Annotated in this window: 18 protein-coding genes; 7 read left to right on the forward strand and 11 right to left on the reverse strand. The window is 38.1% G+C overall.

What is annotated here, in order from left to right; translation table 11 throughout:
• The first annotated feature begins 67 nt into the window (after positions 1–67).
• The 3 genes from LNQ34_RS19045 to LNQ34_RS19055 all read left to right on the forward strand — a co-directional run bounded on the left by LNQ34_RS19045 (position 68) and on the right by LNQ34_RS19055 (position 6,003).
• Entirely contained in the window at positions 68–2,365 is a 2,298-nt protein-coding gene (locus tag LNQ34_RS19045; protein ID WP_230000880.1) for an aminotransferase class III-fold pyridoxal phosphate-dependent enzyme, read from the forward strand.
• Positions 2,366–2,511: 146 nt separating this feature from the next.
• The gene (locus LNQ34_RS19050; RefSeq protein ID WP_230000881.1) at positions 2,512–5,463 is read left to right on the forward strand and encodes an FAD-binding and (Fe-S)-binding domain-containing protein; all 2,952 of its coding nucleotides are present in this window, start codon (positions 2,512–2,514) and stop codon (positions 5,461–5,463) included.
• Between the two features lie 291 nt (positions 5,464–5,754).
• Complete coding sequence (locus tag LNQ34_RS19055; RefSeq protein WP_017497164.1) at positions 5,755–6,003, forward strand: hypothetical protein; 249 nt, start codon at positions 5,755–5,757, stop codon at positions 6,001–6,003.
• 181 nt (positions 6,004–6,184) lie between these two features.
• Here LNQ34_RS19055 and LNQ34_RS19060 read toward each other — a convergent pair whose 3' ends face one another.
• The 4 genes from LNQ34_RS19060 to LNQ34_RS19075 form a co-directional block, all read right to left on the reverse strand.
• Positions 6,185–7,681: a TolC family protein gene (locus tag LNQ34_RS19060; RefSeq protein ID WP_230000882.1), complete on the reverse strand. Its 1,497-nt coding sequence runs from the start codon at positions 7,679–7,681 to the stop codon at positions 6,185–6,187.
• An 8-nt stretch (positions 7,682–7,689) separates the two neighbouring features.
• Positions 7,690–10,803, reverse strand: a complete 3,114-nt coding sequence (locus LNQ34_RS19065) for an efflux RND transporter permease subunit (protein WP_202701996.1) — start codon at positions 10,801–10,803, stop codon at positions 7,690–7,692.
• 32 nt (positions 10,804–10,835) lie between these two features.
• Positions 10,836–11,936, reverse strand: a complete 1,101-nt coding sequence (locus LNQ34_RS19070) for an efflux RND transporter periplasmic adaptor subunit (protein ID WP_230000883.1) — start codon at positions 11,934–11,936, stop codon at positions 10,836–10,838.
• A gap of 224 nt (positions 11,937–12,160) precedes the next feature.
• A complete protein-coding gene (locus LNQ34_RS19075) occupies positions 12,161–12,523 on the reverse strand; it encodes a hypothetical protein (protein WP_017497169.1) in 363 nt (120 codons plus the stop codon).
• Between the two features lie 245 nt (positions 12,524–12,768).
• On the opposite strand from LNQ34_RS19075, the gene LNQ34_RS19080 reads away from it, so the two are divergent.
• Complete coding sequence (locus LNQ34_RS19080; RefSeq protein WP_230000884.1) at positions 12,769–13,620, forward strand: helix-turn-helix domain-containing protein; 852 nt, start codon at positions 12,769–12,771, stop codon at positions 13,618–13,620.
• Positions 13,621–13,706: 86 nt separating this feature from the next.
• On the forward strand, positions 13,707–14,270 hold the full coding sequence (locus tag LNQ34_RS19085) for a DUF417 family protein (protein ID WP_202701999.1): 564 nt from the start codon (positions 13,707–13,709) through the stop codon (positions 14,268–14,270).
• 87 nt (positions 14,271–14,357) lie between these two features.
• On the opposite strand, the gene LNQ34_RS19090 is transcribed toward LNQ34_RS19085, so the two are convergent.
• The 7 genes from LNQ34_RS19090 to LNQ34_RS19120 form a co-directional block, all read right to left on the reverse strand.
• Positions 14,358–15,389 (reverse strand): hypothetical protein, encoded by a 1,032-nt coding sequence (locus LNQ34_RS19090; protein WP_230000885.1) that lies wholly within the window; start codon positions 15,387–15,389, stop codon positions 14,358–14,360.
• Positions 15,390–15,634: 245 nt separating this feature from the next.
• Positions 15,635–16,306, reverse strand: coding sequence for a hypothetical protein (locus tag LNQ34_RS19095; RefSeq protein WP_017497173.1), 672 nt, complete (start codon positions 16,304–16,306; stop codon positions 15,635–15,637).
• A gap of 79 nt (positions 16,307–16,385) precedes the next feature.
• Positions 16,386–17,132 carry a DUF5018 domain-containing protein gene (locus tag LNQ34_RS19100; RefSeq protein ID WP_202702001.1) on the reverse strand — a complete coding sequence of 249 codons (747 nt, stop codon included), beginning with the start codon at positions 17,130–17,132 and terminating at the stop codon, positions 16,386–16,388.
• A 14-nt stretch (positions 17,133–17,146) separates the two neighbouring features.
• A complete protein-coding gene (locus tag LNQ34_RS19105; protein ID WP_230000886.1) occupies positions 17,147–17,932 on the reverse strand; it encodes an HmuY family protein in 786 nt (261 codons plus the stop codon).
• A gap of 9 nt (positions 17,933–17,941) precedes the next feature.
• Positions 17,942–18,658, reverse strand: a complete 717-nt coding sequence (locus LNQ34_RS19110) for an HmuY family protein (RefSeq protein ID WP_202702003.1) — start codon at positions 18,656–18,658, stop codon at positions 17,942–17,944.
• A 28-nt stretch (positions 18,659–18,686) separates the two neighbouring features.
• Positions 18,687–21,074: a TonB-dependent receptor gene (locus tag LNQ34_RS19115; protein ID WP_230000887.1), complete on the reverse strand. Its 2,388-nt coding sequence runs from the start codon at positions 21,072–21,074 to the stop codon at positions 18,687–18,689.
• 482 nt (positions 21,075–21,556) lie between these two features.
• Entirely contained in the window at positions 21,557–22,483 is a 927-nt protein-coding gene (locus LNQ34_RS19120) for a phytanoyl-CoA dioxygenase family protein (protein ID WP_230000888.1), read from the reverse strand.
• 621 nt (positions 22,484–23,104) lie between these two features.
• Here LNQ34_RS19120 and LNQ34_RS19125 point away from each other — a divergent pair.
• The gene (locus LNQ34_RS19125; RefSeq protein ID WP_202702005.1) at positions 23,105–24,160 is read left to right on the forward strand and encodes a hypothetical protein; all 1,056 of its coding nucleotides are present in this window, start codon (positions 23,105–23,107) and stop codon (positions 24,158–24,160) included.
• Between the two features lie 3 nt (positions 24,161–24,163).
• Positions 24,164–25,432 (forward strand): amidohydrolase family protein, encoded by a 1,269-nt coding sequence (locus LNQ34_RS19130; protein ID WP_230000889.1) that lies wholly within the window; start codon positions 24,164–24,166, stop codon positions 25,430–25,432.
• Positions 25,433–25,737: the final 305 nt, after the last annotated feature.

A 25,737-nucleotide genomic window follows, 5' to 3' on the forward strand; every position in this document is an offset into this window, starting at 1 on the left:
AATATAATTCGCGTTAATTTGTGAATTTCGCGGCAAAAAAATAAGAAACAATTTTAATATAGTATCAATGATTTTTTCAGAAGCAACTATTCAGGATTTAGTAAAAGAACATTACGGATTAAATGTTACCGTAAAAGCATTAAATGGATATGATGAACTGAACTTTCTTTTATCGAATGAGAAGAATGAAAAGTACATTCTAAAAGTATCAAACGAAAGTCACCCTTTTCCTTTTTTAGAAGCGCAGATCAATATCATTCAGCATCTAAAAAAGAGCCCTGTTTCAAATTGTTTTCAGCATTTTAGTATCAATAAACATGGAGAAGAACTGACTAAAATTGTTGGTAATTCTCAAACCTACTATATCAGAATACTGAACTTTTTGGAAGGTGTTTTTTGGGTGGATGAAAAAGCTAAAACAAAAGAATTACAATATGATCTGGGAAGCTTTTTAGGAAAGATGGATCATGCTCTGCAAGATTTCTCACATCCTGCCATGCACCGCAATTATACTTGGGACATCAGTCGTGCGAGTGAAGCAGCGGACAATTTAAAATACATTCTAAATCACGAAAAAAGACGTATTGCCGGCTATTTCCTGTTGCAGTTTGATACCGAAGTTTTACCTCAATTGCATCGCTTGCGTCATGCTTATGTGCATAACGATGCCAATGATTATAATGTATTGGTACAGGACAATCGTGTCAGCGGTTTAATCGATTTTGGTGATATGGTGTATACTGCTTTAATCAACAATTTAGCGATAGCCTGTACGTATGCCATGCTGGATGAAGAAAATCCGGTGGCCGTTGCAGCATTAATCGTTGAAGGATACCATAAATCGTATGCTTTAACCGAGCAAGAATTGGATGTATTGTATTATCTGATTGCCGGAAGACTTTGTATCAGTGTAACACAATCCGCTTACAATGCTTCATTAGACAGCAACAACGAACATCATTTTATTACCGAAAAACCGGCGTGGAATTTATTGTTTAAACTGATTCAGATTAATCCAATCAAAGCGCAGGATGCTTTTAGAAAAGCCTGTGGTTTTGAAGGAGTAATTACTGGGGATGATTACAGTGATTTATTGGAAGTTCGAAAAAAGAAAATAGGACGTAATTTAAGCATTGGTTATCAGGACAAATTGAAAATTGTGAAGGGTGCTTTGCAATATTTGTATGATGATAAAGGACGAACCTTTGTAGATTGTGTCAATAATCCTTCGCATGTGGGACATTGTCATCCGGTCGTGGTTCGAAGAATGCAGAAACAGATTGCCACTTTAAATACGAATACCCGCTATTTAAATGATGCGATTACGGCCTATGCCGAGAAACTGACAGCAACATTACCTTCAAAACTGAGTGTTTGTTACTTTGTGAACTCGGGTAGTGAGGCCAATGATCTGGCGATTCGAATGAGCCGTCATTTTACCAAACAAAAAGATATTATTGTATTGGATCATGCTTATCACGGAACTTCTACCGTTGCGATGGAAATGAGTCCGTATAAATTTGACAGTAAAGGTGGATTTGGCCAAATGCCTTGGATACACAAGGCGATTAATCCTGATTTGTATCGCGGCCCTTATAAATATGGTGATACCAATGCGGGAGAAAAATATGCTGCCGATGTACAAAGAATTATAGAGGACTTGAAAGAAGAGGATAAAGCTCCTGCGGTATTCATCTGTGAAACTTTATTGGGAGTAGGAGGTCAGATTCCGCTACCGGAAAATTATTTAAAAACAGCGTATGATTATGTCAGAGCCGCCGGTGGGGTTTGTATTGCCGACGAAGTTCAGGTTGGATTTGGACGAATCGGAGACCACTTTTGGGGCTTCGAATTACAAAATGTAGTTCCGGATATCGTGGTATTAGGAAAACCAATTGGTAACGGACACCCTCTTGCTGCGGTGATTGTAACAGAAGAAATTGCGGATGCCTTTAGTAACGGAATGGAGTATTTTAACACCTTTGGCGGTAATCCCGTATCGATGACTACAGGATTGGCTGTATTGGATGTGATTCAGGAGGAAGAAATGCAGCAGCATGCTCTGGAAACGGGTAATCATTTAATGGATGGTCTTAGAAAGTTAATGGCGAAGTATCCAATTATTAGTGATGTTCGCGGACATGGTCTGTTTATTGGTGCCGAAATGGTAAAAGACAGATCAACCATGGAACCTGCTGTTTCTGAAATAGATTTTGTAGTAGAAAAAATGAAAGCCCATGGCTATTTATTGAGCACAGACGGTCCTTTGCACAATGTTTTGAAAATAAAACCTCCTATGACATTCAGCAAACAAAACGCTGATGAAATGGTGCGATTATTAGATATTGCTTTGAGCGAATTGTAGGTACCTAATAACACACAATATTGTCATTTCGAGGAACGAGAAATCTTCACGTCAATATTCTGCAAAGATTGAAATACTTTGTCGAGTTACTTGCGAAGATTTCTCGTTCCTCGAAATGACAAACTCCAATTAATAAAAGAATAAAAATGAATAACAATAATGTCTTTTCCGATAGTTCTGTTCCTTTAGAACAGTTGGAAAAACAATTAGAAGGTAAATTATTCTACGATCATACCATGCGCTTGCTTTATGCCACTGATGCGAGTGCCTATAAAGAAATGCCGCTCGCAGTTGCCATTCCAAAAACAAAAGAAGATATTCAGAAGATCATTGCTTTTGCGAGAGAGTATAAAAGCAGTGTAATTCCGCGCGCTGCCGGAACATCATTGGCGGGACAGGTTGTGGGGAACGGAATCATAGTAGATATTTCACAGGAGTTTACCAAAATTATATCGGTCGATGAAGTCGCTAAAACGGCATGGGTTGAGCCCGGAGTTATACGTGATGAACTGAACCTCCATTTGAAACCTTATAAGTTGTTTTTCGGACCTGAAACTTCGACCAGCAATCGCTGTATGATTGGCGGAATGGTAGGCAACAATGCCTGCGGTGCGAGATCGGTTATTTATGGATCAACCCGCGAACACTTGCTTGAAATCAAAGGCTTTTTGGCCGATGGTCACGAAGTCACATTTGGCTCGTTAACCAATGCTGAATTTGAAGATAAGTGCAACGGAATTAACGTCGTAAGTCCATTGGAACAGGCCATTTATGTTCAGGTCAAAGAAATACTATCGTCAGCATCAAACCAAATTTTGTTTGAAGATCATTTTCCTAAAAAATCAATTCCCAGAAGAAATACTGGTTATGCTTTAGATTTACTGGCCGATACAATGCCTTTTAAAGATACAGAAGAGCAATTCAACTTCTGTAAATTAATAGCAGGATCAGAAGGAACTTTGTTCTTTTCGACTGCTATCAAATTAAATTTGGTCGACGCGTTAAAACCTTATTCTGCATTGGTGTGCATTCATTTTGAAAGTATTAATGAATCACTTAAAGCCAATATTGAGGCTTTAAAATTTCAACCGGACAGTGTGGAGTTAATCGATCACTATATTCTGGAATGTACAAAAGAAAATATTGAACAAAGTAAGAATCGTTTTTTTGTAAAAGGCGATCCTCAGGCGATTTTAGCCGTTGAATTTTTAAGAGATTCTCCTGAAGAAATTGACACCATTGCCAAAGAAATGGAAGCTTTGCTGCGTTCTAAAAATTTAGGGTATCATTTCCCAATTGTTTATGGTGAAGATACCAATAAAGTCTGGGCTTTGCGCAAAGCTGGATTGGGCTTGCTGTCTAATATTCCCGGTGATGCCAAAGCGGTTGCCGTAATTGAAGATACAGCGGTAGATGTAAACGATTTACCCGATTTTATCGAAGATTTTAATGCTATTCTAAAAAAACGAAATCTAAACTGTGTACACTATGCGCATGCGGCAACAGGAGAATTGCATCTTCGTCCTATTATTGATTTAAAAACCGAAGAAGGGACGGTGCTTTTTAGAACTATTGCGACAGACATTGCGCATTTGGTTAAAAAATACAAAGGCTCTTTAAGCGGTGAACATGGAGATGGAAGGCTTAGAGGGGAATTTATTCCGCTGATGTTAGGAGAGGAAATCTATCAATTGTTTGTTCAGATTAAGGAAGTTTGGGACCCGTGGGGTATTTTCAATCCCGGCAAAATTGTGAACACACCACCGATGGATACAAACTTAAGGTATACTGCCGGACAGGATACCCCGATGCCGGAAACTTATTTTGATTTTTCGGAACACAATGGAATTTTGCGTGCTGCCGAGATGTGTAACGGATCCGGAGATTGCCGAAAAACCGAAAAAGGTGGCGGTACCATGTGTCCGAGTTATATGGCCACACGTGATGAGAAACATACCACACGCGCCAGAGCAAACATGCTGAGAGAGACGATAACCAATTCTGCCAAAGCTAATAAATTTGACGATGACAATCTTGTTGCCGTATTGGATTTGTGTTTGAGCTGTAAAGGCTGTAAATCAGAATGTCCTTCGAATGTGGATATGGCCAAATTAAAAGCTGAAACTTTACAACACTATCACGATAAAAATGGAGTGAAATTTCGTTCCAGACTTATCGGAAATACTCCTAAAATAAACAGCTGGTTTGCTGCGATTCCTTGGATGTATAATTTATCTACAAAAGGGGTTTTGGGGAATGTGGTTAAAAAAACAACAGGATTTGCTACAGAACGAAAATTGCCCTTGATGCATAAAATTACTTTCGCTAAGTGGATGAAAACGTATCGTCAAAAGGGTGATTTTGGTAACGGGAAGGTATATCTGTACAATGATGAATTTTTAAATTATTATGATGTCGAAATAGGGCAGACCGCGGTACAATTACTGAATCGTTTGGGGTATCAGGTCGAAATTCCAAAAATAGGGATTAGCGGCAGGACGTACCTTTCAAAAGGAATGCTAAAAGAAGCGCGTAAAATTGCAGAAAAAAATATTAAGGATTTTGAGCAGGAGATTCCACAGGATGGTATTTTGATCGGAATTGAACCCTCGGCGATCTTAACTTTTCGGGACGAATATCCCGATTTATGCCGAGGAGAATTAAAAGTGAAAGCAAAAAAAACTGCTGCAAAAGCTTTTCTGATCGAGGAATTTTTGGCAAAAGAGCTAGAGGAAGGCAGAATTTCTTCAAGTAATTTTACCGACAGGCAGGAACGTATACGCATGCACGGACATTGTTTTCAAAAAGCCTTATCGTCATTGGTGCCTCTTAAAAAAATACTGGCTTTGCCTGAAAATTATACCGTTTTGAACATTCCGAGTGGTTGCTGTGGTATGGCTGGGTCTTTTGGCTATGAAAAAGAACATTATGAGTTGTCGATGCAAATTGGCGAGTTGGTTTTGTTTCCAACCATTCGTTCTGAAGAAGAAGCCACTTTAATCTCTGCCTCAGGCACTAGCTGCAGGCATCAGATTGCTGATGGTACGGGTAGAAAAGCACAACATCCGGTTGAGATCTTGTACAAAGCGTTAAAATAGGCTGTAATGGGCCGTTTTTGAGTTTTTAAATAATTATAAAATGTAAAAAGACAGATTTTATCATTGAAATTAAGGCGTTTAACTTTCAAAAAAAACAAAAAGTGTAGTGGAAATAGTTTTCGACGAACGATTTTTTCATCTCCGCTAATCAGGACTGTGGCAGCTTGTTAATCAATTGTTTATAGTTTGTTGATAAATAATAGCTTATGTTTGTTTTTTTAACAAGCATTCAAAAGAATAATATTTAAATTTGAGTAGAGGTTAAAGGTTTGTCATTTTAAAACATCTATTATGGAAAAAGCTATAAAACTAAAAGTTCGCAAGGAATTAGATGGTCGCCAACAGTTGAACATTATAAAACTTAAAGGAAGTTTAATTTCTAAAGGGTATACAGAAATCATACATATTCTGGATCAGGATGATGAATTTCATATTAACTCTTTTGAAACACGATCTGAAAGTACTAACGAAGTTCAGGAGTTTATTACAGCTTTTATACACAGAGAAAACCTAACCGATACAATCTCGTTTTATAAATAATACTTTTGCAGTAAACGATAAATAATGCATAAAAAACAAGAACCCCGTTTCTATACCGAAACGGGGTTCTTTGTTTTAAAATAGTTTGTCCAAAGTCAAAGTTTAAAGTTCAAAGTTTCAAGTTTCAAGTTGAAACCTAAAATCTAAAACCTGAAACTTGAAACCTGAAACAGAATGTTTATCACATCCCACCTCCTAAAGCTTTGTAAAGTAAGATTTGTGCATTTGCATTTTTCAACTGAATATCTACAAAATCAAGTTCGGCCTGCAATTTGTTTTTTTGCGCATTGATGATTTCAAGGTAATTGGCGTAACCACTCAGATACAAATCATTGGAAACATTTACAGCAATTTCAAGATGCTCAATCTCTTTAGATTTATATTTCAGCACATTTTCAAAAGCTTCAGTTCGGTGCAGTAAAGCACTTAGTTCATTATAAGCGGTTGTAATGGTGTTTTGATAGTGTAGAAAAGAAATTTCCTGTCTTCGGTTGGCAGTAAAAAATTCCTGTTTGATTTGTCCTTTATTGAAAATCGGAGCAGTGATTCCGCCTAATAGTTGCCAGGCAAACGAACCGCTGTCAAAAAAAGTAGTCAAAGAAAAAGAGTTCATTCCTACGTATCCACCTAAATTTAGAGTGGGAAAGAAGGCTGCACGAGCCGCTTTAGCATCTGCATTTGTAGCCCTCAATTCAAAGTAAGCTTCTGATACATCGGGTCTTTTGTGTATGATAGAGTCTACACTTATTTTTTGATTTAAGACTTTAAGATAACCCGACGAAAAATCAGTGTTTCTTTCGATTTTTCCGCCGTATTCTCCAAGCAGCGTAAGTAGTGCCTTTTCTGCCTGATTGATTTTAAGATTTAATTGTTCTGCCTCAGCCAATATATTGTTGTTTTGCGCATTGAATTGCTGTACGGCAAGTTCTGTTGCTTTTCCAACAGATCGCTGTGCCGAAACGATATGCAGTGCCTGCTGCTGTGTATCAAGGTTTCGTTTGTAGATTAGTGCTTGTTTGTCTAAGGCTACTAATTCGTAGTACAGTTCTGCAATATCGCCTAACAATTTAGTCTTCAGCAATCGCATTCCTTGTTGAGAGGCAAAATATCGGTCACGTGCCGCTTTCTTCCTATTGCTTAGTTTTCCCCATATATCAGCTTCCCAGGATACTTTTCCTCCCAGGAAAAAGTTAGGAGTAGTAGCCGTTGCAATTCGTTGTTTGTCGGATATGTTTTGAGACAAATTAGTATCAAAGTTTCCAACACCCTCCATAGTATATTTGCCATAACGGGTTCCTGAAGCATCGGCCTGAAAATCCAATGAAGGCAATAAAGCCAGTTTAGCTGCTTTCAGATGCGAGTTGGCTATTAAGATACGCTGTTCCATGATTAAATAATCCGGATTCTGAGCCATCGCTTTGTCTAATAATTGTTCTAATTTTTGATCCTTAAAATAAGTGGCTGTTTGCAGCGGAACAAAAGTTGTTCCGCTGTCAGTAGCTTTTTTTGAAGTAACATCGAAATTTTTGGGCAGTGCTTTAGCAGCGAGATTATCATTAACTTTTGGAGCAGAACAAGCTGTGAATAACAGAATTCCGGTTACCAATAAGAGTGAAAACAACTTAAACTTATAGTTTTGATCAGTAACTGCTTTATATTGATTTAGTGATTTTTTCATTATTGTGTTTATTTTTTCAGTGCTTTTTCAAATTTGGCAAACAGTATATAAAGACCCGGTATGATAACAAGTCCAAACACCGTTCCGATGAACATTCCTCCCGCGGCGGCTGTACCAATCGAACGGTTACCAACGGCTCCCGCACCCGAGGCGATACATAAAGGAATCAGTCCTGAAATAAAAGCAAAAGAAGTCATTAAAATAGGTCGGAAACGCAGTCGGGCTCCTTCGATGGCAGCCTCCGTGATGTCCCGTCCAATTTTGTTCTGCGCCATCGCAAATTCTACAATCAGAATGGCATTTTTGGCGAGCAACCCGATCAGCATGACGAGCGCTACCTGAGCATAAATGTTATTGTCGAGTCCCACCATTAACAGCGCGAGATACGATCCGAATACTCCCACAGGCAAACTTAAAAGTACCGGAAACGGAAGCAGTAAACTTTCGTATTGGGCAGCAAGAAGTAAATAGACAAACAGTATGCATAAAGCAAAAATGTAAATCGTCTGATTCCCGGACAGGATTTCTTCACGCGTCATACCTGACCATTCCAGTTCAAACCTGCTCGGAAGTTTTTCGGCAGCGATTTTCTCCACAGCAGCAATTGCCTCACCGGAGCTGTATCCGTCAGCAGGTTCTCCGTTGATCATAGCCGACATGTACATGTTGTATCGGGTTAAAACTTCGGGACCGTACACACGTTCCAGTTTGATGAAAGTAGAGAACGGAACCATTTCGCCGGCATCATTCTTAAGATACATATCCAGAATACTTTCGGGATTCTTCCTAAACTGAGGACTGGCCTGAACCATTACTTTATACATTTGTGAGAAACGAATAAAATTAGTCGCATAAAAAGAACCCAGCATCGTTTGCAGAGTCGACATGGCATTGTCTACCGAAACTCCTTTTTTAGCCGCCTGATCGTAATCAATATGAATTAAATACTGCGGGAAAGTAGCATCAAAACTGGTAAAAGAGTTTTGTATTTCAGGTGAAGCATTGAGTTCCTTGATGAAATTTTTGGTTACGGCATCGGTATTAGTAATCGTTCCGCCCGATTTGTCGAGTAAGCGAAGTTCAAACCCGCTTGTATTTCCAAAACCGGGTACCGTTGGCGGTGCAAAAATCTCAATCTGAGCATCAGAAATGTTCTTTGTTTTCTCTCCCAGTTTGGTGATGAATTCGTTTACCGAGATATCACGATCGTTCCAGTCTTTTAAATTGATCATTCCCATTCCGTAAGAAGCTCCTGCAATTTCGGTTACAATACTGTATCCGGCAAGAGTGGTCACGTTGTCGACACCCTTAATTTCTTTGGCTAATCGGGTAACCTCATCCAGTACTTTTTCAGTACGTTCTACCGTGGCGCCCTGAGGTGTAGTCACACTTACATATACCATTCCTTGATCTTCAGAAGGAATAAATCCACCTGGAACAAATTTACTGGTTCCCCAGGTAAGCAGACAGAATAAAACCAATAATCCGGCTGTAACGGTAGTACGGTCTGCAAATTTGGCCAGTATTCTGATATAACCTGCCGTTACATTATCAAACCATTTATTAAAAGCGTCGAAGAAACGATTCAGTAAAGAAGTCTTCTTCTCGTCCGGATTATGCGGTTTAAGCAATATAGCACAGAGCGCAGGAGTTAAAGTAAGTGCATTGATACCTGAGATCACAATACTAATCGCCATGGTTAAAGAAAACTGTCTGTAGAAAACTCCAACCGGACCGCTAAGAAAGGCAACAGGAATAAACACAGCACTCATTACTATCGTTATGGCAATAACTGCTCCCGTAATTTCTTTCATGGCACTTATGGTTGCCGGAAGTGGAGCCATATGTTCTTCGGAAATTTTAACGTGGACGGCTTCGACGACTACAATGGCGTTGTCGACCACAATTCCGATCGATAGTACTAAAGCAAACAAGGTTAGCAGGTTGATCGAAAAGCCCATCATCGACATGAAAGCAAACGAACCAATAAGCGCTACTGGTACGGCTAAAACCGGTATTAAAGTAGAACGCCAGTCCTGAAGGAATATAAAAACCACAAAGGCTACCAAGATAAAGGCTTCGACAAGTGTTTTTAAAACCTCATCGATCGATGCGTCCAGAAAGCGCGATACATCGTAAGCAATATTGTAATCCATTCCGGGAGGGAAGGAAGTCTTTTGAAGTTCGGCCATTTTTTCTTTTACGCTGGCAATTACTTCAGAAGCATTTGAACCCGGACGCTGTTTTAGCATGATAGAAGCCGAGGGTTTACCATCGGTTTTGGAAACCATTCCGTAACTCATCGATCCAAATTCGATCTTAGAGATGTCTTTTAATTTTAAGATGGTTCCATCTGAATTGGCACGAATCGGAATTTCTTCATACTGTTTGGGTTCGTAAAATTTCCCTCCGTATTTGATTACATATTGAAGCTGATTGTCCAATTGTCCGGAGCCTTCACCTACTTTTCCGGGTGCAGCAGAGATGTTTTGTTTTTGAAGAGAAGCAATGACCTCATTTGCCGATATAGCATAAGAGAGCATTTTTTGAGGATCAAGCCATACCCGCATCGAGTATTCTTTTTGTCCCATAATTTCAGCACGTCCGACACCATCTATACGTTTCAGTTCCTGTAGAATGTTGATATCGGTGAAGTTAAAGATAAATTGCTCGTCCTGAGTTTTATCCGTACTCGTAATATTCAGGTACATCAGCATACTGTTCACTTCTTTCTCGGTCGTTACTCCGGCACGAATTACCTCTTCAGGCAACTCATCGAGTATAGTAGTCACACGATTTTGGACGTTTACGGCTGCCAAATCGGGATCGGTTCCCACTTCAAAAAAGACTTGTATCAGCGTCAGACCGTCGTTTGACGTAACCGTTGACATGTAGGTCATACCGGGAACACCATTAATAGCGCGCTCTAAAGGCAGTGCGACGGCATTGGCCGAAACTTCGGCATTGGCTCCTGTATATTTAGCCGTTACCGTTACAGATGGCGGAACAATATCAGGAAATTGTGTAATAGGCAACTGAAACAAGGCCAGTATACCAAGGAGCACTATCATAACCGAAATGATTAACGATAGTATTTTTCGTTTGATAAATAACTCTATCATTTTATATTTTTTTGATACTAATTAATAAGGAACTATAAGCTTGCGTTTTGGATGTTAATTTTGTCACCGTCCCGTAGTGATTGAGTTCCTTCTTGTACAATCAGGTCGTCGCTTTTTAATCCTTTGTTGAGGATAAATACATCGTCAAGCGTGCTTCCAATACTAATGTTGGTCATTTTTACAATTCCTTCTTTGTTGACAAGAAATACAAACTGTTTGTCCTGAATCGAAAAAACAGCTTTCTGCGGAATTAGAATCACATTCTTTTTAGGTTCTGATATAATTAGTTTTCCCGATGTTCCGTGTTTGATAAAACCTTGCGGATTATGAAATTTTGCTTTGTACTGAATAGAACCTGTTTGTCGGTCAATTTCACCGTCGGCAGTTCTTAATTCGCCTTTTTGGTTGTATACGACTCCGTTTGGTAATTCCAGTTTAATATCGCCTCCTGCTTTGTTCAGAGTTTTGTCGGTCATCATTTGAAAATAGATGTTTTCAGGGATCGAGAAGTAGGCGTAGATATCATCCAGTTGAGAAACCGTTGTCAGCAGGGAGCCATTCTCTACAAGACTGCCTTCTTTGAACGGGATACGATCGATCGTTCCGTCAAAAGGAGCCCTGATAGTGGTGAAACTAATCTGCTGATTGATTGCTTTTCGTTCGGCAACTGCATGGGCAACTTTGGCAGAAGCGGCTTCATACTTGGCTTTTGAAAGTTCCAGTTCTTTGTCGGCAATTACTTTCTTGTTAAACAGGGTTTGTGCCTGCTCAAGCTCGACTGTAGCAATCCTCAGGTCTGCCATGGTACTTTTGTATACCGCCTGAGCTTTTAGTAATTGTATTTGGAGCTCAACATCACTGATTTTAAAGAGCAGTTGCCCTTTTTGTACCTTTTGTCCTTCGCTCACATAAACCTTATCCAGTAATCCGGGAATGCGAACGTGTATTTCTACATTGTTTTTGGCGTGCACATCAGCCACAAACCGGTTAGAAACGATGGTGTCCTGCAAGGTGACTTTGTAGACGGGCAGTGTCTTGATTTTCGAAGTCTCTTTTTTGGTTTTATCTCCACAAGAGCTCAGAAATAAAACAGATAAAACAATTAACAAGAATTGATTTTTTGTAGTGTTCATAATGAATTTTTAAATAGGGGTATATAAATGAAGGTGCTCCCCAACATTGATTTGCAGGGAGTCGTGAATAATTTAAATGTTAAATAAGGGATATTGTAACGACTACTGCTTTTAGAGAGCAGTAACGTTTGGATAGAATTTTTTTATATCACAAGCTGTCCTTTGCAATAAAACACAGAAAGTGCATTGCATAAGAGGAATATAAAAATGAAACGGATTATGACCTAGAATAACTGGTACAGGTGCAGATGGGTATGACGCTGAATCTGGTAGACAGTGGCCATACCATAAATTAAGCGATTTTTGAAAATTCTGAATGGTACTAATTTGGTATAGTACGGTGTTTTTAAAGTACTGCTGTCTGAAGTTGTAGCACGGTGTTTGATCTTCTTTTTGACAATGAAATGAATGTCAAGATCTTTGGGACTAACCAAAGCGGAAGACGAAAATTGAGGTACTTCTGAAGCAGTGAAGTTTTCCTGAAGCTGACAAATCGTAAGTTCAGCAGTATGTTTACCAGATTCTCCTCCACTTAAAAAAGGGAGTAAGAACAGCAAAATAATACCTATGAACTTTAGTGGTTTCATGTATGCAGTAAAAAATTGTAGCTTGTCATCTGTAAAGACAACTTCTATTTGATATGGGCCAAATATAGGCATTTGCAAAATAAAGGATTCTTAAAATTTTAAGAAAATATTAAAAATTGAGGATAGGATAACATTCCGGAAAGACACCATTCATTTTTAGGACGGTTTTATAGAGGCTTGATGTTATAAAAACAGAATTCATTCTTAATTTTGTAAAATGACAAAGAAGCATTAAAATTATTGAAATGAATAAAGTATTCTCCCAACAGGGCACATTTTTATTAGGAACAGATCGATCAGAACAATTTGTTCTGAGTACACCTGTTCAGTTTAGCGAGTATACTGTTTTATTCGTTAGTGAAGGCGAGGGGATTTTTCATGCTGATTTTGCCTCTTTTCATTTTAGAGGCCCGGTTCTTTTGTTCTCAACACCTCAACAATCTATTTATATAAAAGAAATTAAACCTCTTGTATATAGTGTTTTACAATTTCATAGTGACTTCTATTGTATTGAGTATCACAGGAATGAAGTTGCTTGTAACGGTTTACTTTTCAATAATATATATTTAGAACCTTCTATACTATTAACGGTTGAACAGCATCAATTATACACACAATTAATGGATCAGATTACGGATGAACTAAAGCAGGAAACTCCATCCGAGATTGTATTGAGAGCTTATATTCAGTTGTTCTTAGCCAAATCGAGCAGTATCAAAATAAACAGCATGGAGAAGCAGGAACTTCAAAAAGATGAAAAAATGGATCAGTTTCGCCTACTTTTGGAGGAGTATTTTCTAACCCTTCATAAACCAAGTGATTATGCGTCCTTATTAGCGATGACTCCAAATAGTTTTACCAAACAATGTAGAAAACGCTTCCATAAAACTCCAACGCAAATGATTCAGGAACGACAAATTCTTGAAGCTAAGAAACACCTGCACCTGACCAGAATGAGTATTAAAGAAATTGCTTTTGCTTTGAAGTTTCAGGACGAATACTATTTTAGCAGGGTCTTTAAAAAAAGGACAAACATTTCTCCGCAAACTTTCAGAAAAACAACCGGAATCTCGATCGTGGCAGATTTGTCTAGTTAATATCCTTTTTCGTCCATTCTTTACCAAACCTTTGAACGGTAGTTTTGCTGTGTTATTTAAAAACAAATAATTTAAAAACTACAGCAATGAAAAATACCATTTTGAATACAATTGCAAATTTAGATCAGTTAGGGAAAAAAGCAGTACGTGCCGGAATCGTAATTGTTTTTTTATGGATTGGCGGACTTAAGTTTTTTACCTACGAAGCAGACGGAATCGTACCTTTTGTAGCCAACAGCCCTTTTATGTCTTTCTTTTACAATCAGCCCTCTGAGTACAAAGAATTTGTCAATAAGGAAGGGGAGCTGGTTACCGAAAACCATGAATGGCAGATCGCCAATAATACGTACGGGTTTGCCAATGGTCTCGGAATTTTGTTAATCGGAATAGGGATTTTGGTAGCGATTCATCAATGGGCACCTTTGGCAAGTCTGATCGGAAGTATACTGGTTTTTATACTGACTATTGGAACATTATCTTTTTTAGTCACAACACCCGAAAGCTGGGTACCACATTTAACGGATGAGCAATATGGCTTTCCTTATTTGTCAGGCAGAGGACGTTTGGTTCTAAAAGACATTGTGATTCTGGGAGCTTCCTTAATTACGATGAGCGAATCGGCCGCATTGTATCTCAAGAGACCGTCTTAAAAAGCTAAATCACAGTAATACCAGAAAAGCCTTTAGTGCTCAGGGCAGCTAAAGGCTTTTGCATTTTCAATTATTAAAGCTTTAAAACTATTGCACGGTTACGGCATAACTTAGATTTGAGGTTGCAGTACCTCTTTTAAATCTCATTCTGTTGTATGCTCCGACAGGAACTCCGGCAGGAATTTTCAGTACGGCTTTATAAGAAGAAAGACTTACAATTTCTAAAGGATAGGTGACAGCAGTGTTAGTTGTATTGTAAATTTCTACTGCAGTAAGTTCATTTAATAAACCGCCTCGCACTTCAAGAGTTTCTCCTGAACGTTTAGTAGTTGGAAAACCAAATCTCTCTGTTTTGAAATAGTCAGGTTCTGTTACTTCAATCTTAAATCTGTTTTCTACACTGGCATTCTGAAGGGTGTAAGCTCCATTTTTAATGCGAAGATCATATAATCCCAGTGGCATATTTTCCGGAAGAAAGTAATATACTCCATACTCAAGAAAAGGCGCTGTCGTTTCACCATTGCCTAAGTACACGATTTCTGCTGTGTATTCTGTTTTTTGATCGGCAGCAGATACAAAGTAAACTCTGGTATCTTTAAGACTCATCCATAAATCATTGATGATCGCCGGATCGCTCGTACCACGATTGGTGATTTTTGCCATAAAACCTTTGGCTAGTGGCTCTTCCTGTGTTGAAGTCCATGTACGCGGTTCCTTTTGCCTGAAATCTATTTTTAGGGTGTATTTTTTTGTAGTACCTGCTTTTGATGTAACGGTATAAACGGTACCGTCTTTAAAAGCTACCTCTGCACCAGATGCTGGAGAGATAGTAGCCTCGGTACCCAGAATGATTTCCGGTTTAACCGTTTCGGGAAGTGTTATGTGGTTGCTCCAGGTAATTACTATATTTTCCTCAGTCAGAGCGGCACTAATCGCATTGTTTTCAGTATCCTTGATGGTAAAAGATTCAATATGGGTGTAACCCGGAACTTTAATAACATCGGCCGGAATAGTATTTACCTTGTCGATATACTCCGTTTCGCACGAAACACATGCCAATGCTATAAAAAGCAGGGTCATTTGATATAAAAAGACAGGATTATGTATTCTTTTAGTCATGATTGTGTTGTCTATGTAATTATTACTTGATTTTATTTATTAGTTTTGCCACTTATTGGATAAGCGGGTTATTATTTTTAAAATGCCTGTTTTACAATGCTTACGGTAATTTTACAGAGCCGTTTGTGGTCATGGGGGAATGATTTAGGGAATAGGGTATTTTGCAGTCGATCGCCGGTCAGCATTTGCTGCAGTTACTTTTATCTATTTCGTGCTCCCATGTTCTTTTTTTACGCTGTTGTTAATTATTTTACCTGAGTCCAGTTATAGTTTACAGTACTGTTTGAAGATCCCGGAGTAATACTGGTTACCTTAACCAGGTAAGCTTCTAATGCTGATGCAGGACTAGTAACTGATTGTGAATTTGTACCAGAATTAGTTCTCCAGATTACAATAGCTTTTGCAGGAGTCATAACATGTGTAAGGATGTTGTAAGAGTAGTATCCTAAACCATAATTTGCGCCGGATATAGTTCCGTTGTATCCTAACACATTGTACGGATCTGCAGGTGAAGTACCCACATTACCAGATGCGTTTTTAACTACAATAGCAGAGTTCCAGCTATCCCAGTCGTCGCAAGTCTGATTTAAGTTAACAGTACCCACATACCATTTACCGGCATTACCTACCGGACGGATTGACCCTCCGTAAATACCTTCCCATTGAACGTTAACACCTCCAATTGCAGCCGCAACAGGAGTCCAGTTCGTATAGGTAGAAGACGGTGCAGCAGTTCTGTTTACCGTAACAGAGGTAGAAGTAACTGTACAAAGAGCTAAAGCAGATTTCTTAGTTAAATTGGATCCTTGCGATTGTTCTTTTGCTACCGCTTGTGTTTCGGCATTTTGTTCGTCAGTACTACAAGATGTAAATGAAATAGCAGCCACTGCTAAAATTGATAGAATTATTTTTTTCATAATGATTTATATTTGATAGATTAATTGGCTTCTTTCATTACCCTCGCAGTGTAAACAGGCATTTTTTATTTTCTTAAATTTAATTGGTGATCCTGAACGGATATTTCATGGTAGTTGACAGATTGTAACTTTCCATCATTAACCAGTAATCGGTATCCGGTTGAAGAGGTACAGTTGTATTGGCAGCATCTGCAAAAACATACATGACATAAAAACTTCCAATATCAAGACCTTCATTGTATTGTTTCATCTGCCATTTTTTGTTGCCTTGCGCGTCTACCACAAATACTTTTGTCACCTCATAAGACGGCAGGAAGTTTTGCCCTTTTACCGTAAGCGGACTATCGGTACTAATCGAGAAAGTTTCTGTTGGACTTGATACTTCATTTACGACTAATTTAGGCTGTTGTATGACAACGTTCACTGTGTAAACCGCGGTTGTTCCGTCTGCTGCCTTTGTGGTATAGGTTACCGGAGTTTTACTAAAAACAGGTATCAGTTCTTTTGCGGCAGGAGAAATAGTGGTATTTGCCGGTAATGTTATGGCAGCTTCAAGATATTGATACTCATAATAAGAAGGCAGGTAAACTGTAATGGTCTTTTTGAGATTATTTACAGCACTATGAATGGCCTGAGTGGTGCCCGGATTGGTTACACGAAAAGATATAATTCTCTTAGCATCCAGACCGGTAACTATTTCTGTAATGGGTGCTTCTTTTACATCTGTCCATCTTTCTTCCTCACTGCTGCATCCTGTTAACAGAGTAAGTAGTGTAAAAGCTGAAGAAAATAAAGTTGTTTTTAATGGGGTAATTTTACTATTCATGTGAATTAAATTGATTATCGGATTTCAAATTTGGTACTTCCCGCTGGTACCATTACATATTCAAAAGTGTAATACATGTGTGGAGTGTCTTTAAACCAATCTTTAGCGCTGTATACATCTTTATAAACAGATATCATTTTGATTTTTGCGTAATTACCGTTAGCGGTTTTCAGGATAATCGTTCTGGCCGGAATTACAGTCCCGTTTGCAATTTTTAACGATTCCCCAAGTGCATAAGCCACATGTGCTTTCTGCGGATTCTTTCCATCCGATACCACTTCACCTCCAAAATCATACAAGTACCATCCTGTTCCGTTTCCAAATGAGCCCGCATCATCAGTACCGATAAGGTCAATTCCGGTTTTAAACTGACTGTCTGCAGGAATATCGATAACTTCGTTAAAAGGTTTGGCTACAATTGTGATTCCACCAACACCTCCCGCAAGAGAGCCGTTGTTTTGGGAGTTACTTCCATTGTTTCCGGATAAAAAGCTCGCGTAAAGCCCGCCAAAAGCCAGATCCCATTTGCGGGTTTTTTTATAAGATCCTTCTACAGCTTTATTTTCTTCAAGACTGTAGTAAAGTGTTGCTGAAGGAGCAGTAGGATTTGCATCAGAAGTACTCCCTTGATAGTTTTTGACCTGTATTACTTTATAGAATAAACCGGTTGAAGGAATTTCGGTTTTCGGATCGGTTGCCTTATTTTCGTCTGCTGAGCAGGCGGTAAACAAAACAGTTAGGAGAAAAATGACCAGTAAGGTTCCGGGCATTTTTGGGGTTAGGGTTTTGATTTTTGTCATGTTGTTAAATTAATTGGTATTTAAATTTTTACTTCCGTCCTGCTGTACAAAGTATTTGAAAGTAAAATAGGGAGCAGGCCAGTTTAAATCAGTTACAGCAGGGGGATTGCCTTTGTAAGCATTTATGAGTTGTAGTTTTGCATATTTTCCATTAGGCAGACGTAACGCGTAAGTACGATCCGGAATAGCCTGCATGATATGACTGCTCAGGCTGTAATAAAACCAACCCGCAGAGCTTTCAGAGGAAGACCATCCAATTTTAGTAACTTCACTGTTGTTAAAATCAGTATCTGAAGGTGCCTGATTGACATTTTTATAAGCCTCTTTCAATAGTATTACCGCTGTGTTTTTTGCCGGACCGCCGTAACCGGGATTGTACTGGTATTTTGTGTTGTTTATAAAAACCTCACTATTGTAAGGCCCTGTAAAAGCAATGTCCCAGTCGTTTGTTTTCATGAATTGTAAAGAATCTGCTTTTGTATGCAGCCAGATTTGTTTCTGATCGCTAAAGCGAAAAAGAAAAGTATGGAAACTTCTTTTTTCCTTGCCCTTTGTGTCGGTGCTCATAGAAGCTCCGGTATCTCCGGCAAGATCTGAAACTACGGTACTTTTGCCATCCGTCAAAGCAGCTGTTGGATTTTCGTCAGTGCTGCTGCACGAAAGAAAGTTCATACTTAGAATAAGTAGTAGTAAAGGCCATTTTTTGAATCTATTATTTGTTATCATGATGAAATATTTAAGGTAAATTATAGTTTTATTGATCTTTAAAAAAACGATAGCTTATGCCGGCAAGTACTATTCTTCCGGGCTGTCCGGGCATTAACGGATCGGTATAGTTGAAAATATTATCAGCTGTAAATCGAATACTGAGATGGTCTTTTAACAGTTGTTTTTCTATACTGGCATTAGTAAGCCAATAATTCTTCACAAAAATGTCGTATTGGTCAATGAATTGATTGCCGTTTCGATCTCCGAAAGGATACTTGCCTCTAAAATTAACCCTGATATTTGCATTAAGTTTCCACGGAGTGTAGCGATAGAAAATAGAGGTATTGGCCATGTGGCGGGAACGATTTTCGATACCCCAGTAATCAGACGGACTGGGTTTATACGAATTTCCGGTTGCAGGATCATGTATGTTTTGGCTATAAGGCCATTTACCCGCACTGATGCTATCTTTAATACTAAGATCTTTAGCAATTAAATATTGATAACCGGCACTTATTTCCAGATTCTTTATCGGACTGAGCTTTAAAGCAATTTCAAATCCTTTGTTAACAGCTTTCGGCAGGTTTTGATACGTATAAATAATTTGACTGTTCGTTCCTGTAGCGACTTGAATGCTATTGATTTGATTGGTTATTTTATGATAAAAAAGATTTCCTTCTATTTTAAACTTTTTGGAAGATTCCAAAACTAACCCTGCATTGTACGAAGTACTCTTTTCGGCCTGAAGATTTCCGGCAGTTTGATTGAGCACATATTGCCTGATTTCACTAATCTGACCGTCCTGTTTTAACTGCTGTAGTGTAGGAGCGAGAACCGCATTACCAATAACCAGATAATTTCCGTTAGGATTAAAGAAAACGAGGTAATTGGTTTTAAAATCAGGAGCTTTAAATCCAGTTCCAATACCTGTTTTAAAAGTCAGTTTAGGCGTAAGGAAGTATTGTAATCCAAAACTAGGATTGAGTCTTCCTCCAAAATTATTAGTATGATCGTAACGGAGTCCGCCCACAGCTTTTACTTTCTGAACAGGAGACCATTCACCCTGAACATAAGAGAAAAAAGTCTGTAGAGAATTGACGCCATTCAGCGATTTATCGTTCATATTTTCCAGACTTCCGCCAATGCCGCCAACAAGCTGGTACGAATTGTTATTACTGTAGGAGAATTGCTGTTCTATGCGGTGAAGTGTCTGTTTGAAAACATCCTGACTAACAGCATTATTGCTTTGCTGCCAGGCCACACTCATATCGGCAGTATAATGAGTGAGGTAGTATCGCGTAATGCTTCTTAAATTAGTATTGAAACGGTGATCGAACGAAAGTGAAAGGTTAAGATCCTGCTCGTCCTGATGGTCTCCGGAAATGTGTCCAAGACCAAAATCCTTTTGCATAAAAGAACGTCGCAGACCGTAACGACCGCTTAAATTTAAATAACTCTCAGCACCAGTTTGATAGCGTGATCTTCCTTGTAAGCTATAATTGTCGTAGGGTGGAGAAGTGGTACCTTTAATGTACTTTGAATTGGTATTAAAGCCATCGGTTCGATAATAATTTGCCGCTAAATTGGCAGTTCCCTTATTTTGCGCGAATGGAGTTTCACCTTCTACAGTGGCATCAAGAATGTTCAATGAACCATAACTTACAGAAGTCTGTAGCTGCGGATCAACTACGCCGTGTCGGGTAATAATATTAATGGTACCACCCAACGCTTCACTGCCGTAAAGACTGGAAGATGCTCCTTTTATGATCTCAATACGTTCAATGTTAGATATACTGATTCTTGAGAGATCGAAGTTACCATTGTTGCGTCCCACCATAGGCTGACCGTCAATAAGTACCATGATGTATTCGCTGCCAAAGCCCTGCATTTGAACACCTACAGATCGTGCGCCTCCACTAATATTGTTGACAATTGCAATTCCCGTCTGCTCTTTTAAAACCTCATCAAGTCTTCGGCTGCCCATTAATTCGATGGTTTTACGATCAATAATGGTTACGGGCATCGCACTATACTGAGCATTGACAAGACTTTCGGGATTACTCTTTTTGGAACGACCTTTTACGCTTACTTCATTCAGATCAATACCCGGCTCCATAGTAATGTGCAGTGGCTTCATAGCGGAGCCATTCAAAACAATCTGTCGGATGTAATCTTTAAATCCCATGGTGGTGATTCTGATGTTGTAAGTTCCATTTGATACACCGCTAAATGAAAAGTATCCCGTACGATCTGATAGTACTGACTTGCCTGAAGACTCCAGTGTTACGAGAACCTTTTGAAGCGGATTTCCGCCATGATAGACAAAACCGCTAAAATCGGAACTGTTTTGAGCCTGAACAAAACTTATATACAAAACAAGCAAACAAGTAAGTATTGTTTTTTGGACAGAGGCGTTGGTATTTTGGTTTTTCATTCTTTGTGTTATCCATTGTCTAAAGAAATAAGTGCATTATTAAATCACTATTCTTATTTAGACTGTGTAAAAATAATAATTAATACTATTGTAATAGTAATTTTTTTACAGAACGGGTGGAAATTAAGTAGGTAAAAGATTATCAATGTGAATTTAAACTTGAGCTAAAAGGTTTTAGCTGATTGTTAATTAGTCTTTTAGATGTTTAAAGAATAAGTAAGTTGAGTTCTGTTTTTAAGAAAAATTTAACAGAATAAAAGAGATGAAAAAGCACAAAATACAGTGGCTTTTTTGGGTTATTTAGGTGCCGGTTCTTACAAAATCGTCTCAAAACAAGAGAAAATAGCTTTTGAAAATTTTAAATACTATCTGTTTTGGATTTTGAATGGTGTGACAGCTGAGCTGTTCTGTTGGTAATAGAATAAAAAAATCTCATTTCGAAATGAAATGAGATTAGCGAGGTTGCCATTAGGAGAAAACGTCTATATCCATTCTCCTGCAATATTGTGATCGTTTGGTAAATAGGTAAGATACTGCACCATGCGTGGGTTCTGACCCTTATTAGGTGTGGCACAATGAGGCAATGCACTGTTCCAGATGATAAAATCACCCGCTTTTCCGAGCACGGGCTCCGATTTCAGGGTTTTGATAGCTTCTTCTCTGGGATTGACATTCGGATCAAGGTTATTTAACCAATCGTCTATTTTATTATGAAATCCGGGAACACAATGAAAAGCACCATCTTCAGGTCCGCAGTCGGTAAGGTAAAGTAGTCCCTGTATTTCAAACTGAATGGGTTGTCTTAAACTCATGTCCCAATGAAGCGGACTTCCCAAGAAGGTAAAATCTTTGGTTTCTGGCGGATTGAAACTTACTTTATCGATAGTTTTATAAATCTGGTCAGTGTTGTAAAGCTGTTCGTATGCTCTTTTAATTTTGGTTGAAAATCGGTTTCGGTTTAAAGTTTCATGATCTGAAAAATTAAGCATAAGGCCTTTTTGATCTTCGTGTCTTTCGTACCAGGTTTCTTCTTTAAAAGGATCCATTTGCAGAAAATCCCAGATAGCACGTTGCGTGTCTTCACAATCTTTCTCCGAAATAGCCTTTTTTAGAACCACATAACCGTTTTCATTCCAGAATTCCAGATCTTCCTGCGAGAGAACATCAGTGGTAATACCTTCAGATTCATAATTGATATTTCGTTTTCTGTTACTGATCCATATTTTAAAAGTATCAAAATCAGGTTTTTCAAAATACAAATACTGTAAAGTGTCTTCCATACCAATACCCAATTGGAACAAGGCTTTAATTTCTGCATTCCAGGTTTCGTCATCGGTTTGAACGGTTGAACCGTCCGGCTGTAAAGTGCGTTTCCATAACTTTTCAAGAACAGTTAGTGAGTCTGTCATTTCGGTAGTTTTTATCGTTTATGAATCAATACTTTCAAAAGTAAGGTATTTAAAGCGGTCTGCTAAAAGTAAAAATACGTGTTTTTGTCTTTAGTTTATGGTTTATGGTTTATAGTTTATGGTTTATAGTTTATGGTTTATAGTTTATAGTTTATGGTTTATAGTTTATAGTTTATAGTTTATAGTTTATAGTTTATGGTTTATGGTTTGCGCTACGCATCTTTCATCTCACATCTTGCTTCTCATATCTTGCATTTAACATCTTGCATCTAACATCTTGCTTCTCACATCTTGCTTCTTGCTTCTTGCTTCTCACATCTAACATTTCACATTTCACACTTTATAGCTACACTCCGTTAAAGAACAAAATACGGAAAATTTAAGATCCGATTTATTTATCACTTCACAAAATGGAATAAAACAGGTGTATTTACGTATTAATAATTGCAGTTTTTTACTTATACTTGTTGGTGGTTTATGGGATAATAAATTGATTATAAGCGACTAATTTTTTCACCTCTTTTCATAGTTAAGAGTTGAATTTTTACCTTCCAAGGTCATCCAGTAAGGAGTATGCTAAAAATCCTTTAAAGAGTAAGCAAAACTTTAAATTCAGAGATAATGGACATCAGTTTTTTTTCCTCCACTATTGTTCAGGTCGCTATTTCACTGATCATAAGCTGGGCGTTATTTGCTTTATTGTGCAGTATGATTCTTGAACTAACGGTACAGATAAAAAGTGAAAGAGGCCGGTTTTTCAGAAGTAAAATTATTGAAAAGCTTTTTGATTTTTCCAATCAGATCAATTGGGGATTGTTAATGTACAACAACAGCAACATCAGATTATTGACGAAATCGGAAAAAGCACCTCCAACCGAAATTACTTCCAAAACTTTGGCAGAAGTACTGGTGGATACCGTTGCTAATGCTCAGGCAGCTAAAATACTGCTTCAGGACGATGAAGTAAACCATGAAAAGAAGTACAGCAATGACCTGCTGAATAATTTTGAGTTTGCGATTACTTATTTGGGGCAAAGCGATTTGATTTTGATGTTGAAGAACGCCATGAACAAAGCCAAAATTAGAGCTTCCGGGGCGGCAAATGGGGCGGCAGAAAAGGTCCTTTATGAAGAATTGATTAAAGAAGTTACGATTTGGTTTGATCAGTTTAGTGACCGAACCAGTGTATGGTATAAAAAACTCTCCAGAAAGCGCTTGTTCATTATCGGGCTTCTGGTGAGCTGTATCATTAATATTGACAGTATCGTTTTGTTTAAGTATTATGATACTAATCCAACGGCAAGAACCGCCATGATTGATTATTATACGAAGAACAAGATGCAATTAGAAGTACTCAGCGCGAAATATGGTACACCGGGACAAGGCACAGCAACTGATACAGCAGCCCTGAATTCAACCAAAAAAGATATTAAGGGTTTATCCAAACAAATAGATAGTTTAAAAACCAATTTAGATTTGCCTATTGGGTGGAAAAAAGCACAATGTGCTGATGTGAAAAGCAGTTCAGAAAAAGATTGTTTCACCTTCTCTTGTATTCTGCTTAAAATACTGGGGATCATTATTTCAGCCTTTGCGGCAAGTTTAGGAGCTCCGTTTTGGTTTGATATTCTGAAAAAAGCAACTTCTACAGCGCAAACAGTAATTAAAGAAGTATAGATTATGGAAAATAATTACAAAAATGCTCATACGCACATATTCACCATGAATAATGCGCCAAAAAACTTTCTGGAATTGTATATGCCTCCATTTTTGGCTAAAGGAGTTGATAATTTTACGAACACCAACCTTGGAGCATGGCTAATTAGACAATTGGCAAGCAGTAATAAAGGAATGGCCAAAAGATATGCTACCTTTCTTCAAATCGGTAAAAGTAAATATCAAACCGATATTTTTGAAGATTTAATGTCCCGATACCCTAACGAAACATTTCAGTTTATTACGCTATGTCAAAACTTGGAATATTTAGGTGTTGGCAGATCTGTTAGCGGTTTTGAAGGGCAAATAGAGGAAGTGATTGATATCAAAAGAAAATACCCTACCAATATTCTGCCTTTTTTCGGACTTGATCCAAGATGGAAAAGCAGTGGAGATGAAATTCAGAAAACAGTAGAGCGTTATTTCGAAACTAAAATTGAAGTAGGCGGAACGTATGTATATCCGTTTCAGGGACTAAAAATGTATCCAAGTACCGGACATTATGCCTTTGACACAAAACTTAGAAAGACGATGGAATGGGCTGCCGACAATGGTGTTCCGATAATGACACACACCTATTATCTGGGTGGAATTTTTAACTATGATAAGAATTACATTATACGAAATTTAAATCCTGTTGATCCCTATACCGGAAATGTGTACGGAGTACCTAAATTTATTGAGGAGAAAGGAGGTTTCTTTGGAAATCTCTTTAACGGCCAAACACGGACTAGTTGTAGAAGCAGCTGCTCTTATTTTCTCGAGCCACATTCGTATGAGTCTATGCTGAATACCATTAAAGACCTTAAAATATGTTTTGCACATTTTGGTGGAGTGAAGCAAATACAAGTAATACAAAAGAATAATACAGAGAACAATCAAATCAATCCTTACGGGGTGTTAAGAAAGAACTGGTTCAGTCAGATACAAAATCTGATGTCTCAACATCCAAACGTTTACACAGACATATCGTATGATGTCGCCGAATGTCTTCTAAAAGAAAATAATGCGCTTTATAAAGTGTTTTTTGATGAGGCTAATAAACCCTATGGCAATCAAATATTGTTCGGTACCGATTATTTCATGACGGAGAAAGACAGTTTGGAACAAGTTGCGGTGCAGGGATTTAGAAATTATGCTTCAGATAAGATACTTAACAGCGGAAACTCTTTATGGGATCAAATGGCAAAGAATAATATTAATACTTATTTGAAGAGTAAGTATTATCCTTAATGGTTTTAATCAATCGTACTGTTTAATTAATATAAGGAGATGAAATTTTTTAACCTCCAGAATCAAGTGATTCTGGAGGTTTTTTTTTGCGATAAAGGCTGAAAGCTCAAAAGCACAAGAAACGTGCAACGTAATATGATCTACGTTAAGTAGGAGTAGTGCCCTGACAGGTTAAGAGCAAAGAGAGGATCTGAAATCGGCCCTTTAGAACTGTAATTCTTATAATTGTATTTTTATTCAGAAGGTTTTGTAGCGTAAATGCTTATTTAGATTAATTATCTTTAAATCAGGTGTTTATACTCTTT

The organism is Flavobacterium lipolyticum, from assembly GCF_020905335.1.
In the GTDB taxonomy this organism is placed as follows: Bacteria; Bacteroidota; Bacteroidia; order Flavobacteriales; family Flavobacteriaceae; genus Flavobacterium; species Flavobacterium lipolyticum.

Excerpts from the sequence above, each read along its gene's own strand:
- LNQ34_RS19045 (WP_230000880.1), top strand. The coding sequence starts at position 68 with ATGATTTTTTCAGAAGCAACTATTCAGGATTTAGTAAAAGAACATTAC.
- LNQ34_RS19050 (WP_230000881.1), top strand. The coding sequence starts at position 2,512 with ATGAATAACAATAATGTCTTTTCCGATAGTTCTGTTCCTTTAGAACAG.
- LNQ34_RS19055 (WP_017497164.1), top strand. The coding sequence starts at position 5,755 with ATGGAAAAAGCTATAAAACTAAAAGTTCGCAAGGAATTAGATGGTCGC.
- LNQ34_RS19060 (WP_230000882.1), bottom strand. The coding sequence starts at position 7,681 with ATGAAAAAATCACTAAATCAATATAAAGCAGTTACTGATCAAAACTAT.
- LNQ34_RS19065 (WP_202701996.1), bottom strand. The coding sequence starts at position 10,803 with ATGATAGAGTTATTTATCAAACGAAAAATACTATCGTTAATCATTTCG.
- LNQ34_RS19070 (WP_230000883.1), bottom strand. The coding sequence starts at position 11,936 with ATGAACACTACAAAAAATCAATTCTTGTTAATTGTTTTATCTGTTTTA.
- LNQ34_RS19075 (WP_017497169.1), bottom strand. The coding sequence starts at position 12,523 with ATGAAACCACTAAAGTTCATAGGTATTATTTTGCTGTTCTTACTCCCT.
- LNQ34_RS19080 (WP_230000884.1), top strand. The coding sequence starts at position 12,769 with ATGAATAAAGTATTCTCCCAACAGGGCACATTTTTATTAGGAACAGAT.
- LNQ34_RS19085 (WP_202701999.1), top strand. The coding sequence starts at position 13,707 with ATGAAAAATACCATTTTGAATACAATTGCAAATTTAGATCAGTTAGGG.
- LNQ34_RS19090 (WP_230000885.1), bottom strand. The coding sequence starts at position 15,389 with ATGACTAAAAGAATACATAATCCTGTCTTTTTATATCAAATGACCCTG.
- LNQ34_RS19095 (WP_017497173.1), bottom strand. The coding sequence starts at position 16,306 with ATGAAAAAAATAATTCTATCAATTTTAGCAGTGGCTGCTATTTCATTT.
- LNQ34_RS19100 (WP_202702001.1), bottom strand. The coding sequence starts at position 17,132 with ATGAATAGTAAAATTACCCCATTAAAAACAACTTTATTTTCTTCAGCT.
- LNQ34_RS19105 (WP_230000886.1), bottom strand. The coding sequence starts at position 17,932 with ATGACAAAAATCAAAACCCTAACCCCAAAAATGCCCGGAACCTTACTG.
- LNQ34_RS19110 (WP_202702003.1), bottom strand. The coding sequence starts at position 18,658 with ATGATAACAAATAATAGATTCAAAAAATGGCCTTTACTACTACTTATT.
- LNQ34_RS19115 (WP_230000887.1), bottom strand. The coding sequence starts at position 21,074 with ATGAAAAACCAAAATACCAACGCCTCTGTCCAAAAAACAATACTTACT.
- LNQ34_RS19120 (WP_230000888.1), bottom strand. The coding sequence starts at position 22,483 with ATGACAGACTCACTAACTGTTCTTGAAAAGTTATGGAAACGCACTTTA.
- LNQ34_RS19125 (WP_202702005.1), top strand. The coding sequence starts at position 23,105 with ATGGACATCAGTTTTTTTTCCTCCACTATTGTTCAGGTCGCTATTTCA.
- LNQ34_RS19130 (WP_230000889.1), top strand. The coding sequence starts at position 24,164 with ATGGAAAATAATTACAAAAATGCTCATACGCACATATTCACCATGAAT.